12 protein-coding genes are annotated in these 15,581 nt (G+C 54.8%); 8 read left to right on the forward strand and 4 right to left on the reverse strand.

Annotated elements, in window-relative coordinates; all coding sequences use genetic code 11:
• Positions 1 to 13: 13 nt before the first annotated feature.
• Together rnpA and rpmH are read right to left on the reverse strand one after the other, a co-directional pair.
• Positions 14 to 397 carry a ribonuclease P protein component gene (gene rnpA / locus HMPREF0576_RS07825; RefSeq protein WP_004007801.1) on the reverse strand — a complete coding sequence of 128 codons (384 nt, stop codon included), beginning with the start codon at positions 395 to 397 and terminating at the stop codon, positions 14 to 16.
• 11 nt (positions 398 to 408) lie between these two features.
• Positions 409 to 546 carry a 50S ribosomal protein L34 gene (gene rpmH, locus HMPREF0576_RS09235; protein WP_004007802.1) on the reverse strand — a complete coding sequence of 46 codons (138 nt, stop codon included), beginning with the start codon at positions 544 to 546 and terminating at the stop codon, positions 409 to 411.
• 291 nt (positions 547 to 837) lie between these two features.
• Here rpmH and dnaA point away from each other — a divergent pair, with 291 nt between their 5' ends.
• From dnaA to HMPREF0576_RS07865, 8 genes are all read left to right on the forward strand, one after another.
• Positions 838 to 2,289 carry a chromosomal replication initiator protein DnaA gene (dnaA, locus tag HMPREF0576_RS07830; RefSeq protein ID WP_004007803.1) on the forward strand — a complete coding sequence of 484 codons (1,452 nt, stop codon included), beginning with the start codon at positions 838 to 840 and terminating at the stop codon, positions 2,287 to 2,289.
• Between the two features lie 743 nt (positions 2,290 to 3,032).
• Entirely contained in the window at positions 3,033 to 4,175 is a 1,143-nt protein-coding gene (dnaN, locus tag HMPREF0576_RS07835; RefSeq protein ID WP_004011407.1) for a DNA polymerase III subunit beta, read from the forward strand.
• 46 nt (positions 4,176 to 4,221) lie between these two features.
• Positions 4,222 to 5,463, forward strand: coding sequence for a DNA replication/repair protein RecF (recF, locus tag HMPREF0576_RS07840; RefSeq protein WP_004011408.1), 1,242 nt, complete (start codon positions 4,222 to 4,224; stop codon positions 5,461 to 5,463).
• Positions 5,464 to 5,502: 39 nt separating this feature from the next.
• Positions 5,503 to 6,168 carry a DciA family protein gene (locus tag HMPREF0576_RS07845; RefSeq protein ID WP_245527379.1) on the forward strand — a complete coding sequence of 222 codons (666 nt, stop codon included), beginning with the start codon at positions 5,503 to 5,505 and terminating at the stop codon, positions 6,166 to 6,168.
• A 149-nt stretch (positions 6,169 to 6,317) separates the two neighbouring features.
• Positions 6,318 to 8,378 carry a DNA topoisomerase (ATP-hydrolyzing) subunit B gene (gyrB, locus tag HMPREF0576_RS07850; protein ID WP_004011409.1) on the forward strand — a complete coding sequence of 687 codons (2,061 nt, stop codon included), beginning with the start codon at positions 6,318 to 6,320 and terminating at the stop codon, positions 8,376 to 8,378.
• A gap of 57 nt (positions 8,379 to 8,435) precedes the next feature.
• Positions 8,436 to 10,979 (forward strand): DNA gyrase subunit A, encoded by a 2,544-nt coding sequence (gyrA, locus tag HMPREF0576_RS07855; RefSeq protein ID WP_004011410.1) that lies wholly within the window; start codon positions 8,436 to 8,438, stop codon positions 10,977 to 10,979.
• Positions 10,980 to 11,112: 133 nt separating this feature from the next.
• Complete coding sequence (locus tag HMPREF0576_RS07860) at positions 11,113 to 11,886, forward strand: DUF3566 domain-containing protein (RefSeq protein ID WP_004007810.1); 774 nt, start codon at positions 11,113 to 11,115, stop codon at positions 11,884 to 11,886.
• 59 nt (positions 11,887 to 11,945) lie between these two features.
• Complete coding sequence (locus HMPREF0576_RS07865; RefSeq protein WP_004007811.1) at positions 11,946 to 13,025, forward strand: glycosyltransferase family 2 protein; 1,080 nt, start codon at positions 11,946 to 11,948, stop codon at positions 13,023 to 13,025.
• Here HMPREF0576_RS07865 and HMPREF0576_RS07870 read toward each other — a convergent pair.
• Together HMPREF0576_RS07870 and glf are read right to left on the reverse strand one after the other, a co-directional pair.
• Positions 13,022 to 14,014, reverse strand: coding sequence for a DMT family transporter (locus HMPREF0576_RS07870; protein WP_004011411.1), 993 nt, complete (start codon positions 14,012 to 14,014; stop codon positions 13,022 to 13,024). The two genes, HMPREF0576_RS07865 and HMPREF0576_RS07870, sit on opposite strands and share 4 nt — an antisense overlap.
• Before the next feature lie 176 nt (positions 14,015 to 14,190).
• The gene (gene glf, locus HMPREF0576_RS07875; RefSeq protein WP_004011412.1) at positions 14,191 to 15,411 is read right to left on the reverse strand and encodes a UDP-galactopyranose mutase; all 1,221 of its coding nucleotides are present in this window, start codon (positions 15,409 to 15,411) and stop codon (positions 14,191 to 14,193) included.
• Positions 15,412 to 15,581: the final 170 nt, after the last annotated feature.

Below are 15,581 nucleotides of genomic sequence, written 5' to 3' on the forward strand. Positions count from 1 at the left end.
GAGACAAACCTGGCTAGCAGGACCGGGATGGACTTACAAAATCCCGATCACCGTGTTGTTTGTGCGCCATCTTTCGCAACAATATCTGAATTTGGTTTTCCAGCTGTGGATAATCTACTTCGGCAATGCCAGCTTTGGCATAAAACACATTTAAAGAACCTGCTGGAAACTCTGTGATACGGTCGCGCACCAAGTGACGCAACCGACGTTTAACGAGGTTGCGTCCTGTGGCGTGTTTCACAAACCGCTTGGCTACGACAAAACCGATTCGTGCCGGCTCACTCCCGTTACCGAGATATTGGTGAAACACCATGTTATGACAGTGAGCGTGACGACCCTCACGCATTGCCTGACGAAAGTCCTGGGCGCGGGTCAGCCGGTTTGCCTTAGCAAGCATCAGCTTGGGGACTAGACCGCCAGACGCTTGCGACCACGACGACGCCGAGCGCTGATAACCGCCCGACCACCACGAGTGGCCATACGATTACGGAAGCCGTGCTTGTGAGCGCGGCGACGATTATGGGGCTGATAAGTCCGCTTAGTCACTTTTTTCTCCTGAAAAATAATCCCGGGAAATCCCGAGCCGCAGTTAAGTCATAAGACGAAGCCCCAATTTAGCCCAATTATCAGCATCCTTGCAAATTAGCGAAAAAGTCGGAGTCATAGAATTTCCTGGAAAATAATTGGAAAACTCTAATGAAATTGCACCTCATCCCAGAGTTACACGGTTGTAACTTTGTCCACAGGTTGTGGAAAACTTTGTGGATTTCACTAAAGAGTGGCAAGATTTACTCAGTTTTATCTGCATAGACACAACAGCCAAGGAGAGTACTGACCGTGGACAATGCTGCCTGGGAAAGCGCGGCCAAAGCTGACCTTGGACCTACCGATTTTTGGGCGAAAGCGCTTGAAAATCTCAGTGTTTCAGGAAAAATCGGCAACTTCGACCTGGCGCTCATCCGCCAATCCAAAGGTTTGGGGGAATCCGGGGACGCAGCTGTTTTGGCAGTATCCAGCAATGACGTCAAGACCATGATTGAGTCGAAGTACTCCGACCTGTTTAAGACCACGTTCAGCGAAGTGTTGCACCGTCCCATCAACAACTTGATTGTGACCGTAGACGAAAACCTGGGCAATATGGCGCCCACACCCCAAACTTTTGAACCCGTAGCACCTCAACCAGCCCCACCTATCGCCCCCACCACCCCCGTCTGGGAGCCGGAACATCAACAGACCCTGCACATTGACTCGAACACGGGACTGAACCCGACCTACACTTTTGACTCTTTCGTCATCGGTTCTTCAAACTCATTTACCGCTGCCGCAGCAGAATCTGTGGTGGCGTCTCCTGCCAAAGCCTACAATCCACTGTTTATTTATGGTGGTCCAGGACTGGGCAAAACCCACCTGCTGCACGCCATCGGCAACTATGCCCTGGAGCTGTACCCCGACTCGAAGGTCAAGTACATTTCTTCTGAGGAGTTCACCAACGAGTTCATCAACGCCATCGCCTCACAGACTTTCGCTGAATTCCAGGCGCGGTACCGCGAAGTCGACTTCCTGCTCATCGACGATATTCAGTTCTTGGCAGGCAAAGAACAAACCTTAGAGGAGTTCTTCCACACCTTTAACACGCTGCACACCGCACAAAAACAGGTCGTTATCACCTCTGACGTGGCTCCCAAAGAGCTGAAGGGGTTTGAAGAGCGAGTTCGTTCGCGCCTGGAATGGGGTCTGATGGCAGACATTCAACCCCCCAGCCTAGAGACGCGAATTGCGATTCTGCGCCGAAAAGCCCAGGCCGGAAACATGCAAATGCCCGATGATGTGGCGGAATTCATTGCCTCAAACGTTGATTCCGACATTCGCGCTTTAGAAGGCGCATTGATTCGGGTCACGGCATATTGGTCACTGAACCACGTACCCGCCACCATTGAAACTGCGAAACTGGCAATTCGCGATTTGATGACCGGCAAGGGCGCCAAAGAAATCACTCCTGAAATGATTATTGATTGCACTGCCCAATACTTTTCGTTGACTTCCGAAGACTTGCTCTCCGCGAACCGATCCCGTACCGTGGTGGGACCGCGCCAAATCGCCATGTATCTGTGTCGTGAACTGACCGACCTGTCATTGCCCCAAGTCGGAGCTGCTTTTGGAGGTCGCGATCATACGACAGTCATGCACGCCAATAAAAAGGTCGCGGCATCCATGAAGGAAGACACCCAAACTTTCAAATCTGTTTCCGATATTTCCGACGCGGTGCGCCGCGCCACCCGCGAATCCTAGTTCCAGCTGTAATTTCAGCAGTTTCCGTCTCCTGGCTTTTTGTCTCTGCCTGAGTTATTCCGTTCACAAGGGCGGTACGGACAGTATCTCTCAAGTTCAAGAGGTGTTTGGGTGAGGTTGCGGTGTACCGATTTGGGGGTCGCGGGGGAGGACCCTAGCGACATCGAGGGAGCACCCTCCCCCATCGCGTCTCCGCTACGCTTTCGCCGCGATAGGGCCCCCTCCCCAGCGTCGTACGGGTTCCTCCCCCCGCTCCCATTCCGGTTACCGCAATATTTGGTGACGGGCAATCATCGGCTACTTAAAACCCACGCGACCCCGACCCGAAACAGCGCAAAACCCCACTTCATACCCTATTCCGCTGGCACGTCCAGGGCACACTCGCGAATGTGGACAAAGCTGGGGATGAAGCCGGGTTTTTTCGGGAATTTGTTGTGGATGAAAATGTGGAAAGGATTTAATTCACAAGACGGCTGCGTTTTCCCGAAAGTTATCAACTGAACTACAGATTTGTGATTCCGAACTGCCACCTATCAAACTCGGGTTATACACAGAATTCACACTGGTAATGAAGGTAATTATTTTTTAAAAATTTTGGCATTTTTCTTCCATCATCAAAGGCGCGGCGCTGCTGTGTATCCGGCATCTCTCCACTGCCGAAACAGTAAACTACGGGAGTACTCAAGTATGCGGTTTTGGGTTAGAGTTTGTATAACAACATTTCGCATTTGGGGAGGAATTTCATGGAACTCGTGTTGAGACGCGACACTTTGGCAGAAGCTGTGGCATGGAGTTCCCGGTCTATTTCACCACGTCCGGCAGTGGCAGTGCTTTCCGGTGTACGCATCGAAGCGGGAGAGGACGGGGTGGAGTTTTCCTCCTATGATTATGAGGTTTCGTCTCGTGTGACGGTCGCAGCTGAAGAAGTCACAGATCCGGGGGTGGCAGTGGTAGATGGCAAGCTACTCAGCGAAACGGCACGAGCCTTGCCGTCTCGCGCTGACCTGGTGAAGTTTGCTACGGAAGATAACTACCTGCACATCACTTGTGGTTCTTTCAAACAAAAGCTCATCATGATGCATTCTGAGGAATACCCGCCGTTGCCGCAAATGCCGGAAAGTGCAGGGAAAGTCGATGCGGCAGCTTTTGCTCATTCAATTTCACAAGTCGCGGTGGCGGCTTCTCGTGATGAAACGTTGCCGCTGCTGACGGGGATTTCTCTGGAGGTTCGCCCGGACAAACTGTATCTTTTGGCAACTGACCGCTACCGGATGGCGTTGAAAGAGATGCCGTGGGCTGGTGGTCAGGGCGGGGATCAAGACCTGGTGGTGAAAGCCAAAAATTTGAGCGATGCAGCAAAGAACATTGCTACCGCCGGCGATGTCGAAGTCGCGGTGGGTTCTGCCAATAATCCCGCTTCCCTGATTGGTTTGGCAGCCAACGGACGGGTATTTACTTCCCAAATTAACGACGGAAACTATCCTGACGTGCGGCGTCTGTTCCCCGAACCGATTAATGTCACGGCGGTAGTAAAGGTCGATCAGTTTATTGAAACTGCCAAGCGGGTGGCGATTGTCTCCTCTAATCTCTCTAATCAACAGATTTCTTTGCGTTTCACCTCCGGACAGTTGGAGTTCCTGGCGGGTAATGGCGCGGAAAACAGTGCGACTGACACGATTCCAGCGCTGTTGAACGGTCCGGACATCTCGGTATCTTTTAACTCACGGATGCTCCTGGAGGGACTGGGTGCTATCGACGAACCGTATGCGCGTCTGTCTTTCAAAGATGAGGCGAAACCAGTGGTCATCACGGGTCAAAAGGAAGAAACTGGTGAGGATAATCTGACTTTCCGCTACCTGATTATGCCTATCCGCACCAGCATTTAGAGTTTTATTCACAAGGGGTAGGTCACGAGAACTTTCAGGGGGGCGCGTGTTTGTTTCCGACCTGGCTCTGGACTGGTTTCGTTCCTACCGTCAGGTGATTTTGCATTTTCCGGCGGGAACAAACGTGTTTGTCGGAGCCAACGGGCAAGGCAAAACGAACCTGCTGGAGGCGCTAAACTACCTGGCGGTGTTGGCTTCGCACCGGATTGGTACGGATGCGGGTCTGATTTTTCGCGAAATTGGGGACACGGTCCGGTCGCCGGCAACCTTACGCGCGGGAGTAATTCGGGCGCGGGTTCATCCTGGTACAGATTTGACCGATCCGGATGCTAGCGGGGAACTGTTAGAGATTGAACTGTTGGCGGGCAGGGCTAATCGCGCCATGATTAATCGGCATAATGTGCGCCCGCGCTCTTTGCTGGGTCACCTGTCTACCGTGCTGTTTGCCCCTGAAGATTTGCAGTTGGTACAAGGCGACCCGGTTACTCGCCGCACTTTTTTGGACCGTATCGCTATCCAGTTGCGTCCGACCCTGGTTGGGGCGTTGGGTGAATACACAAAAATCGCGCGTCAACGTGGAGCTTACCTGAAAGACGTGGCGAAACGGCGCGCTCCGATAGATGAAATTCAGCTCTCTATCTGGGATGATGCCTTGGTCCCGGTAGCGGTAGAAGTCATGCGTGAAAGGGCGCGGGTAATCGACCAGTTGGCGCAGTTTTTGCCCTCGGTGTATGCCCGAATTGCCGGGCACCCCGCCCCGGTGGGATTGACCTATGCGGATAGTGTCACAAAAACTTTGGAACTGTCCGCGGATGAGCAGCGCGAAATGTATGCAAACCCGGAATTGCTGTCATCTGTGTTTCGCCAGGCTCTCGCGCAACGTCACGCGGATGAGGCCCGGCGCGGAGTTAATTTGGTCGGTCCCCACCGTGACGAGTTGGAGCTGCATTTAAATGGTTTACCGGTTAAGGGTTTTGCCTCCCACGGTGAGTCTTGGTCTTATGCTTTGAGCCTGCGTTTGGCAGAATTTTCCTTATTGCGCGAAAACTTTGCGGACACCCCGGTGTTGCTGTTGGATGATGTGTTTGCGGAGCTCGATGAACAGCGCCGTGCCGCCCTGCTGTGGGCTATTGACCAGGCTGACCAGGTGTTTATTACTTCTGCGACCGGAACTGAAATTCCTGAAGCTCTACACGCCGCGTTCTACCGCGTCACTTTGGACCCAGAAACCCGTGAAAGCAGCGTGGAGACTCTCGGTCAGGGAGCAGCACCGGATTTTTTGCAATAATGACTGGGCGGTTGTCGTCAGCGGGAGAGGGGGTCCATCTTGGCTAAAGGTATCGACTATTCTGGTCTGTATCCGACCATGCATTCCCCGCTGCCGCGTCGTGCGGTGAAAAGTTACCGCGAGCTCATGTTCAGCTTGGGCTTTTACCCCCTCACTGGGAAGGTACGCGGATTTTCCACCGCTGAACACGCGGACAATTTGAGCGAACGGGAATGGTTGGATCGCGAAATCGCGAAACAGTATTACGCTGACCTGGCGAAAAGCCTTGGTTCGACTCCGGAGAGAATTGAGCAGTTAGCGACTCCGGGGCCGGCTACCGCCAATTTCACGGACGGGTCGCGTCCCTCCCGAAACGATCCACAGCGGGCGGGATTCCTGCTGGGGCATTTGGCGCAGCGTTTAGGGTGGGAGACTCCGCTGGAAATCGCCGATGTGAAAAAACATTGGGATGAATATGTCGGTGCCCAGGTCGCTGCCCATTCCACGGTAGAGAGCTTCGAAAAGGGCAAGCTCATCGTCCGGACGGATTCGACCGCTTGGGCTACTCAGCTGAAATTCTTACTGCCCGAGCTGCTCAAACAACTCACCAAGCGGCTGGGAGCGGGAGTGGTGCAGCAAATCATTATCCGCGGCCCTCAGGTGCCGTCTTGGAATCACGGCCCCCGCAGCGTTCCAGGGCGCGGACCGCGCGACACCTACGGCTAGAACCTTGGCACCGACCTTATGCCAAACTTTATCGACGGCTACACGCCACAGATAACCATCACCTGCTTTGCCATGATTTTCACATTAAGCCTGTGAAATCCGTCTTTACGTGTCTCTAAAGGGCAATAGTCAAAAAATTCGATAGGATTATGGTGGCGAAAAAGCCGAAAAAAGGAGACACAAACGTGAGCGATTTTGAAAAGCCCGAAGAGCACTACGACGCTTCTGACATTAGGGTCCTCGAAGGCCTGGAAGCAGTGCGAGTCCGACCCGGTATGTACATCGGATCCACCGGAGAACGGGGCTTACACCACTTGGTTTATGAGGTGGTAGACAACTCGGTCGATGAATCTTTGGCGGGGTACTGTGACCATATTGAGGTGACTTTACAAGCCGACGGCGGGGTGCGGGTGGCAGATAACGGCCGCGGTATTCCGGTGGCGGAACACCCCAGTGAACACCGACCGACCGTGGAAGTCGTCATGACTATTCTGCACGCGGGCGGCAAGTTCGGTGGCTCCTCCTACGCGGTGTCCGGCGGCTTGCACGGGGTCGGTATTTCGGTGGTAAACGCCCTGTCCACCAAGATTTTGACCACCGTGAAACGAGACGGTTACGAGTGGCATATCGAGTTCGGCAATGGGGGCAAAGTCATCCAGCCGCTACGCCGGGGCGAACCCACCGAGGAAACCGGTACTGTCCAGGTGTTTTATCCGGACCCCGAGATTTTTGAAACCGTTGAGTTCGACTATGAAACCCTGCGGACCCGTTTCCAACAGATGGCTTTCCTGAACAAGGGATTGCGTATCACCATCACCGATGAGCGCCCCAATGTGACAGCGGAAGGTGATTTTGTGACCGGGGACCAAGACGGAGACGCGGATTCTCCCAAGGTCGGACGTCGCTCAGTGTCTTACTGTTACGAAAACGGTCTGCACGATTACGTGCATTTCATCAACGACACCAAGAAATCCGAGGTCGTCCACGAAGAAATCATCGACTTCGAGGCTAGCTTGGAGGATGTTGAAAACGCCATGGCGCTGGAAATCGCCCTCCAGTGGACCAGCGCCTACTCAGAATCTATCTATACCTACGCCAACACCATCAACACAACCGAGGGAGGCACCCACGAGGAAGGGTTCCGGGCTGCCTTGACTTCGTTGATGAACAAGATCGGGCGGGAAAAAGGCTTCATCAAGGACAAAGACGAAAACCTGTCCGGTGACGATTGCCGCGAAGGTCTGACGGCAGTGATTTCCGTGAAAATCCGTAATCCTCAGTTCGAAGGTCAGACGAAAACGAAACTGGGCAACACCGAGGCCCGCACTTTCGTGCAACAGACCGTGTATTCCCAGCTGGGAGACTGGTTTGATGCCCATCCGGCGGAATGTAAAGCGATTATTGCCAAAGCCCAATCTGCTCAGCAAGCGCGTAACGCGGCTCGAAAAGCACGGGATGCGACTCGGCGCAAGACCGCTCTGGATTCCTTCTCAATGCCTGGCAAGCTGCGGGATTGTTCCAGCAGAGACGCTTCTGATTGTGAAATTTTCCTGGTTGAGGGTGACTCTGCAGGCGGTTCGGCGGTGGCGGGGCGCGACCCGGCGCACCAGGCTATCCTGCCGTTGCGCGGCAAAATCCTCAACGTGGAAAAAGCCCGCCTGGACCGGGCTTTGGACAACAAAGAAATCCAGTCCCTGATTACCGCTTTCGGCACCGGAATTGGTGAAGATTTCGATTTGTCGAAACTGCGCTACTACAAGATTGTGCTGATGGCAGACGCGGACGTGGATGGGCAGCACATCACCACCCTGCTGCTGACCCTGCTGTTCCGCTATATGCGTCCACTCATCGAAAACGGTCACGTGTTCCTGGCCACTCCGCCGCTTTACCGTCTGAAGTGGTCCAACAAACCTCACCAGTTCGTCTATTCCGACAAGGAAAAAGACAAAATGGTCAGCTTGGGTCTGGATTCCGGGGCGCGAATGCCTAAGGAAGGTGGGATTCAACGCTACAAAGGTTTGGGCGAGATGAGCGCCCAGGAACTATGGGAGACCACGATGGATCCCAGTGCGCGACTGCTGAAACAGGTCACGATGGATGAGGCAGCCTCCGCTGACGAAGTGTTTTCGCTACTCATGGGCGAGGACGTGAGTTCGCGGCGCGCCTTTATCCAACGTAACGCCCAAGACGTGCGCTTCTTGGATATCTAAGCGAACACTAAACAAGCCCCGGTGAAACTCTCACCAAGCTATTGAAAGACAAGGGAAATGGCTGATAACCAAGACAACAATGATTCCGAAGTGGAAGAAATCATTCATTCCGACGCCCCCGTGATTACCGAGGCGGAATCCACCCGCGTCATGCAGGTTGATTTGGAAAAAGAGATGAAAAAGTCCTACATGGACTACGCCATGAGCGTGATTGTGGGTCGCGCTCTGCCCGATGTCCGTGACGGGCTGAAACCGGTACACCGCCGCGTTATCTACACCATGTATGACGGTGGCTACCGTCCGAACGGCGGATATTCCAAGTGTATGCGCGTGGTGGGCGACGTTTTGGGTCACTTTCACCCCCACGGGGATTCTTCGGTCTATGATGCACTAGCCCGGTTGGTGCAGCCCTGGTCGATGCGTTACCCCTTGGTGGCTGGTCAGGGCAACTTTGGTTCCCCCGGTAACCTCGGACCAGCGGCGCCTCGGTACACGGAATGCAAGATGGCTACCCTCGCCATGGAAATGGTGCGTGACATCGACGAGGACACCGTCGATTTCATGGATAACTATGACGGGCGCTCCCAAGAGCCGACCGTGCTGCCCAGCCGAATCCCGAACTTGCTGATTAACGGCTCCGAGGGTATCGCGGTGGGCATGGCGACCCGGATTCCGCCCCATAACCTGCGGGAAGTTGCTGACGCGGCACAATGGTATCTGCAAAACCCAGAGGCTACGCGTGAAGAACTGCTCGCAGCTTGCCTGCAGCGCATTAAAGGTCCGGATTTCCCCACCGGCGCTACGATTTTGGGTCGGCGCGGGATTGAGGAAACTTACCGCACCGGTCGTGGTTCTATCACCCAACGCGCGGTGGTCAACGTGGAGGAACTCAATGGGCGCACCTGCCTGGTGGCGACCGAACTGCCCTACCAGGTTAACCCCGATAACCTGCAGGTTAAGATTGCGCAGCTGGTCAAAGATGGTCAGCTGCAAGGGATTGCAGATATCCGTGACGAAACGTCGGATCGTGCCGGAACCCGGATTGTGGTGGTGCTGAAACGCGACGCGGTGCCGAAAGTCGTACTGAATAACCTGTACAAACGCACTCAGTTGCAAGATTCCTTCCCTGCCAACATGTTGGCGCTGGTCGACGGGGTGCCCCGGACCCTCTCTATTGACGGATTTATCCACTATTGGATTGCCCACCAGGTCGATGTCATCAAACGCCGCACCGCTTTCCGATTGGCGAAAGCCCAGGAACGGTTGCATATTTTGCAGGGTTACCTGGCGGCCTTGGATGCGCTCGATGAGGTTATCGCGTTGATTCGTCGTTCTCCGACCGCAGAAGATGCCAGGGTCGGGTTGATGGATTTCCTGAAGGTTGACGAGGTTCAGGCTGACGCTATTTTGGCTTTGCAGCTGCGCCGTTTGGCAGCTTTGGAACGCCAAAAGATTTTGGACGAACATGCCGAATTGGAAGCGAAAGTCGCTGACTTTAAAGACATTTTGGCTCGCCCCGAACGCCAGCGGAGCATCGTGTCCGAGGAACTTGGCGAAATTACCGACAAGTGGGGCGACGAACGCAAGACCACCATCGTGCCTTTTGATGGGGAAATGTCGATGGAGGATTTGATTCCCGAAGAAGACGTGGTGGTCACCATTACTCGCGGTGGTTACGCGAAACGCACGCGGGTCGACGCCTACCGTTCCCAGCATCGTGGCGGCAAAGGCATTAAAGGTGCGTCGCTGCGCGAGGAGGATCAGGTCGAGCACTTCTTTACCACGTCGTCGCATGACTGGCTGCTGTTCTTTACGAATTTCGGGCGAGTGTATCGCGCGAAAGCGTATGAGATTCCCGAGGGAGGACGTGACTCGAAAGGTCAGCATGTGGCGAACCTGCTGGCTTTCCAGCCCGACGAGCGTATCGCCCAAGTCCTGCAGGTTTCCTCGTTTACGGACAAGGATTACCTGGTGTTGGCGACCCGTCTGGGCTTCGTGAAAAAGACTCGGTTGACCGACTATGACACGAACCGAACGGGTGGATTGATTGCTATCAAACTGCGCGAGGACAGTGCCGGAGAGGCGGATCAGCTGGTTTCGGCGTGCTTGGCAGACGCGACCGATGACTTGATTTTGGTGTCTCGCCACGGTCAATCCTTGCGGTTTAATGCTTGTGATGAGCAGCTGCGCCCGATGGGTCGGGCGACTTCCGGCGTGACGGGGATGCGGTTCCGGGCTGATGACGAACTGTTGACCATGGATGTGGTGCGCCCCGAAGCGGATCTGTTTGTGGTGACTGAGGGCGGATACGCGAAACGCACGGCACTGTCTGAATACCGGGTGCAGGGCCGCGGTGGTCTGGGGATTAAGGTCGCGAACCTGGTGGAGGCTCGTGGCGACCTGGTCGGCGCACTGGTCACTGAGGAAGACTCAGAAGTCCTGGTCATCATGGCAGGGGGCAAAATCGTGCGTTCTCGTGTTGATGAAGTCAGCCGGACCGGACGCAACACGCAGGGCGTGATTTTCTCTCGCGCTGATGAGGGCGACAAGGTCATTGCTATCACCCTCAACGTGGATAATGACCCGCAGCTGGAGGATTAAACGGCAGGATTTCGGAGACTTTGTGCGATATATTGCAAAAGTCCTCGAAAGCGCCACCGGGAAATCGAGGAGCATGAATTGAGCCACCGGTGGCTAGGCTTTAAAATCGAGGAAACATCTGAAGGGATGGAATATGCGGATAAATGGAACACCTGACGGGAATAATCCCGCCCCCAATCCCGATGCGCCCGAGGACGGCGAGGATCCCAGCGTATCCTGGGCGAGGTTGGGTCATGCCGACCCGTATTCAGGTGCTCTGCAAGCCAGGGATAACTCGGTGAAAAAGCCGGTTCCCCCGCCTCCGATGGAACCCAGCCCCGTTGCGGATGCACGCCCGGTGGCAGCGCCACCCGTGGCTGAGGTTCAACCCGATATGGTTCCGCCGGAACCGCCCGCCCCGGCTGCGCCCGCTCCTGTCAATACCTATGCTGACGAACGAGCGGCAGCCAAGGCTGCCAAGAAAGCCGAGCGGGAAGCGGCGCGGGAGGCGCGGCGCTTGGAGGCAGCAAAGCGAATGCGGGAACGTGAAGAAGCTGCCGATTTGCCTGATGTGCGTCGCGTCAAGCTCATTTTGTCCAGGGTCAATCCGCTCTCGGCTATGAAAATTGGATTCCTGGTGGCGGTAGCGATGTCCATAGTCATGCTGGTTGCGGCTATCGTGCTGTGGTTGGTGTTGGATATGCTGCACGTGTTTTCCTCCATGCAAGGGTTCTTGCAGGCGCTGTCCGCTACAGCGTTGGTTAACCTGGTTGACGCATTGACCTTTAGTCGGACGATTGCTCTGGTCGCGATTTTTGGCGTGTTGCAGATTATCATTTTGACTGTGCTGAGCTGGCTGGCAGCCGTGATTTACAACCTGATTGCCCGCATGGTGGGCGGATTGCACGTGGTCATGACGGACGATTGAGCCCTATCCACATGCCGGCAACCGATGAAATAACTACGAAAATCTAGTGAGAGAACCTGATGGCAGAAACGAATAATACCGCGCAAACCGATGACCGTACTGATGACCTGGCAGATCGTGACATTACCCTGACTTTTGTCATTCCGTGCTACAACTCCGAAGATTACATGGATGCCTGCATTTCCTCCATGATTGGGGCAGGCGAGGACACCGAAATCATTATCGTCGATGATGGCTCCAAGGATCACACCGGGGCGAAAGCTGACAAGTGGGCGCAAGCTATGCCTGATAAAGTTCGGGTCATTCACCAGGAGAACGCCGGTCACGGCGGTGCGGTGATGGCAGGTCTGCAAGCTGCTCGGGGTCACTATTTTAAGGTGGTTGACTCCGACGACTGGTTGGATCGGGTGGGGTTGAACCTGCTGATGTCCAAGCTTCGTGCATTCCTAGCACACAAAGAACGGGTTGACCTGGTTGTCTGTAATTACGTTTACGAGCACGTGTTGACAGGTTCGCGTAAAGTCATCCGCTATAACCGCGCCCTGCCGCTAAACCGGATAATTACCTGGAATCAGGTCGGAAACTTCGGGGTGGGACAAAACATCCTGATGCACTCCACGGTCTATCGCACCCAGGTGTTGCGCGAATCCGGCATGGTGATGCCCAAGCACACGTTCTATGTAGACAACATTTTTGTCTACGTTCCCCTCCCTTATGTAAAGAAACTCTACTATTTACCGGTTGACCTGTATCACTACTTTATCGGTCGCGATGACCAATCCGTGAACGAGACGGTCATGCTGGGTCGTCTCGATCAACAGATGCGCGTGACCAAGGCGCTGGTTGATGCCTACACCCTGCCCGATGACGTTCCCAACCCGCGCTTGGCAAAGTACATGGAAGGTTTCTTGGCATTGATTATCACGGCTTCATCGGCATTTTCGCTGCTGCGCGGCGATAATGAAGCGATGCGGATGCGCGAAGATATGTGGAAACACATCTATGCTAAGAGCCCGCGTATGGCACGCAACTTAAAGCGCCACCCGTTAGTTCGGGGTTCCAGTGTGAACAAAGCACCGCTGAAATGGGCTGCGGTTAAGACCTACCGTCTGGCGCAGCACCTCTACCGGTTTAACTAACTTCGGGGCGTGTCTGGCGTGCTGTGCTCGTCAGGAGTATTTGCTGACTCAGAACCCTGGTTTAGATGCATCCCGGAGACAATCGGGATGCCGGCGGTATGCTCCAAGATGATAGGCTGATGGGCTTTCAAGTGGGTCAGCCCGATGATGCCAGCGATAGCCACCAGTCCACAGATGATAATCCCCAGGGTTACTTCACCGGTGAAGTTCTTGCCTTCTCCCAGCACCGCGATACCGAAACAGACCGCCACGATGGGAGAGGTAATTGTCATCGACGCGACGACCAGTTCGGCCTGACCGGTGGCGTAGCCCTGCTGCACCATCCACCCGGCAGTCATGGAACCGATGACCAAAACGAACAGGACTGCCCAAAACATCGGGTTATCTATCCAGTTATGCTGGCGCACAAAAATGATGAGGGTGCGCACCAGGGACGCTTCTAGACCATAAAACATAGCCCCACCGCTGCCCCAAAAAAACGAGCGCCACACGCGCGGTCCTTTTGCGCCCAACGTCCCGAAAGTACCTGCCAGAATGTAAATCGTGATGGCACCAATAAAGACCTTTATGGTGGTCAAAGGCTGATCCGGCGCGGAATAGTAAGACACCAGGAAAGTAAACATCCCGGTCGCCAGCACAGTCATCGCTACTAAAACACCCTCACGTTTGCGGATGCGTTGGCGAGTGACTCGCGCCTGCAAAATCATGGACCACGGAAAAGCCAACAGCCCCACGGGCTGCACCACCGTGACGGGAGCAAAGAACAGCGCCGTAATCTGACACCCCAGAGACACTCCCATCAGGGCTAATCCTTGCCACCAGCGCCGGTTTTTCAGGCTCGAGATGAGCTGGGCAGATTTCAGGCGACGCCGACTCTGGTTGTGTTTGACTTCACGGCGAATGGCGCTGTTTTGATAGCGGGCAGCCAGGGCGAAACAGAACGACCCAATCACCTGCAGGGTGATGGCGAGGGGGAGGTTATGTTCCAAAGCTGTCCTCTCGATAGAGGCTGACCTGCTGGTGCAGGTTAGCCGGGGTCGGGGTGCGCATATTTCGCCAGGTTCCCGAGCTGGTTGGCTGGTGCCGTTACCGGTGGCTCGAGTTTGCCTGAGTTAATGGTAACGAAATATCTGAATTTTCACCGGTTAAAGCAACACCTTCCCGGTTATTCGTCCTGCCCTGGTATAAAGGAAATAGTGGGGCGTTCCCCGCGCAAATGCGGCAATACCACCGCTTCGGCACGCGACAGGGCAGACCCAATAGCCATGTGCATATCTAGGTATTTGTAGGTGCCCAAACGTCCACCGAACAGCACGTTTGGTTCGGCAGCTGCCAGTTCGCGGTACTTCAACAGGCGGTGGCGGTCGGTTTCCTTATTGATGGGGTAGTAGGGTTCGTCGCCACGCTGAGCAAAGCGGGAATATTCCCGGGCGATGACGGTTTGGTCCGTGGGGTAGCGGGCGGCACGTTCGGGGTGGAAGTGGCGGAATTCGTGAATGCGCGTGTAGGGCACAGCGGGGTCGCCATAATTCATCACCGGGCAGCCCTGGAAGTCCCCGGTCGGTTTCACTTCCAGTTCCAGGTCAATGGTCCGCCATCCCAGCTCGCCCTCGCTATAGGCAAAGTATTCGTCAATTGGTCCGGTGTAAACGACGGGAATGCGTCCCACGGTAGCGGATTTTGCCCAGGGGTTTTCGGGGCGTTCGTCGAAAAAGTCCACGTCCAGGTGAACCGTGATGTTTTCGTGGGTTGCCATGTTCGTCAGCCAGGCAGCGTAGCCGTCAACCGGTAAACCCTCGTAAGTGTCGTTGAAATAACGGTTGTCGTAGTTGTAGCGAACGGGCAGGCGGGAGACTATCGAGGCGGGCAGCTCGGTCGGGTCGGTCTGCCATTGTTTCGCGGTATACCCCTCGAAAAAGGCTTCGAATAGGGGCTTTCCGACCAGGGAGATGCCTTTGGTGCGGAAGTTTTCGTTGGCGTCCTCGCCTTGGATTTCTTGGGCTTGCTGGGCGATGAGTTCGCGGGCCTGGTCGGGGGTGTAGGCGGCATGGAAGAATTGGTTGATGGTGCCGAGGTTCACGGGCATGGGGAAAACCTCGCCATGGATCGTCGTGTAAACCTTGTGGATATAAGGTGTGAACTTGGTAAAGCGGTTGACGTAGTCCCACACGCGCTGATTGGAAGTGTGGAACAGGTGAGCGCCGTACTTGTGAACTTCGATGCCGGTCTGGGGCTCGGATTCGGACCAGGCATTGCCACCCAAGTGTGCCCGTCGGTCAATCATGACAACCTTATATCCAGCTTCTGCGGCTTCGCGGGCGATGGTGAGACCAAATAAACCGGTACCAACCACCAACAGGTCCGGCGTTTCAGAGGTTTTTGTCATGCCTTGAATCTATCAAAAAACCCCCGCAGCCTGGAACCCCTGCGTTGTGTCGTCGACGTAGCTCATCATGAGATGCCGAAGCGTCCCGGGTTTTGTTCCTAGGTTTTTTGTGAGGGTTGTTTTATGCCTTGGAAGTATTCGCGGGAGTTTAGGGATTGTGCTGTTGGGTT

It is taken from the genome of Mobiluncus holmesii ATCC 35242, assembly GCF_000185445.1.
GTDB lineage: Bacteria > Actinomycetota > Actinomycetes > Actinomycetales > Actinomycetaceae > Mobiluncus > Mobiluncus curtisii.

Bases quoted from the DNA above. Each gene is read 5' to 3' on its own strand.
- rnpA (WP_004007801.1), bottom strand. From the start codon at position 397: ATGCTTGCTAAGGCAAACCGGCTGACCCGCGCCCAGGACTTTCGTCAG.
- dnaN (WP_004011407.1), top strand. From the start codon at position 3,033: ATGGAACTCGTGTTGAGACGCGACACTTTGGCAGAAGCTGTGGCATGG.
- gyrB (WP_004011409.1), top strand. From the start codon at position 6,318: ATGGTGGCGAAAAAGCCGAAAAAAGGAGACACAAACGTGAGCGATTTT.
- gyrA (WP_004011410.1), top strand. From the start codon at position 8,436: ATGGCTGATAACCAAGACAACAATGATTCCGAAGTGGAAGAAATCATT.
- HMPREF0576_RS07860 (WP_004007810.1), top strand. From the start codon at position 11,113: ATGCGGATAAATGGAACACCTGACGGGAATAATCCCGCCCCCAATCCC.
- HMPREF0576_RS07865 (WP_004007811.1), top strand. From the start codon at position 11,946: ATGGCAGAAACGAATAATACCGCGCAAACCGATGACCGTACTGATGAC.
- glf (WP_004011412.1), bottom strand. From the start codon at position 15,411: ATGACAAAAACCTCTGAAACGCCGGACCTGTTGGTGGTTGGTACCGGT.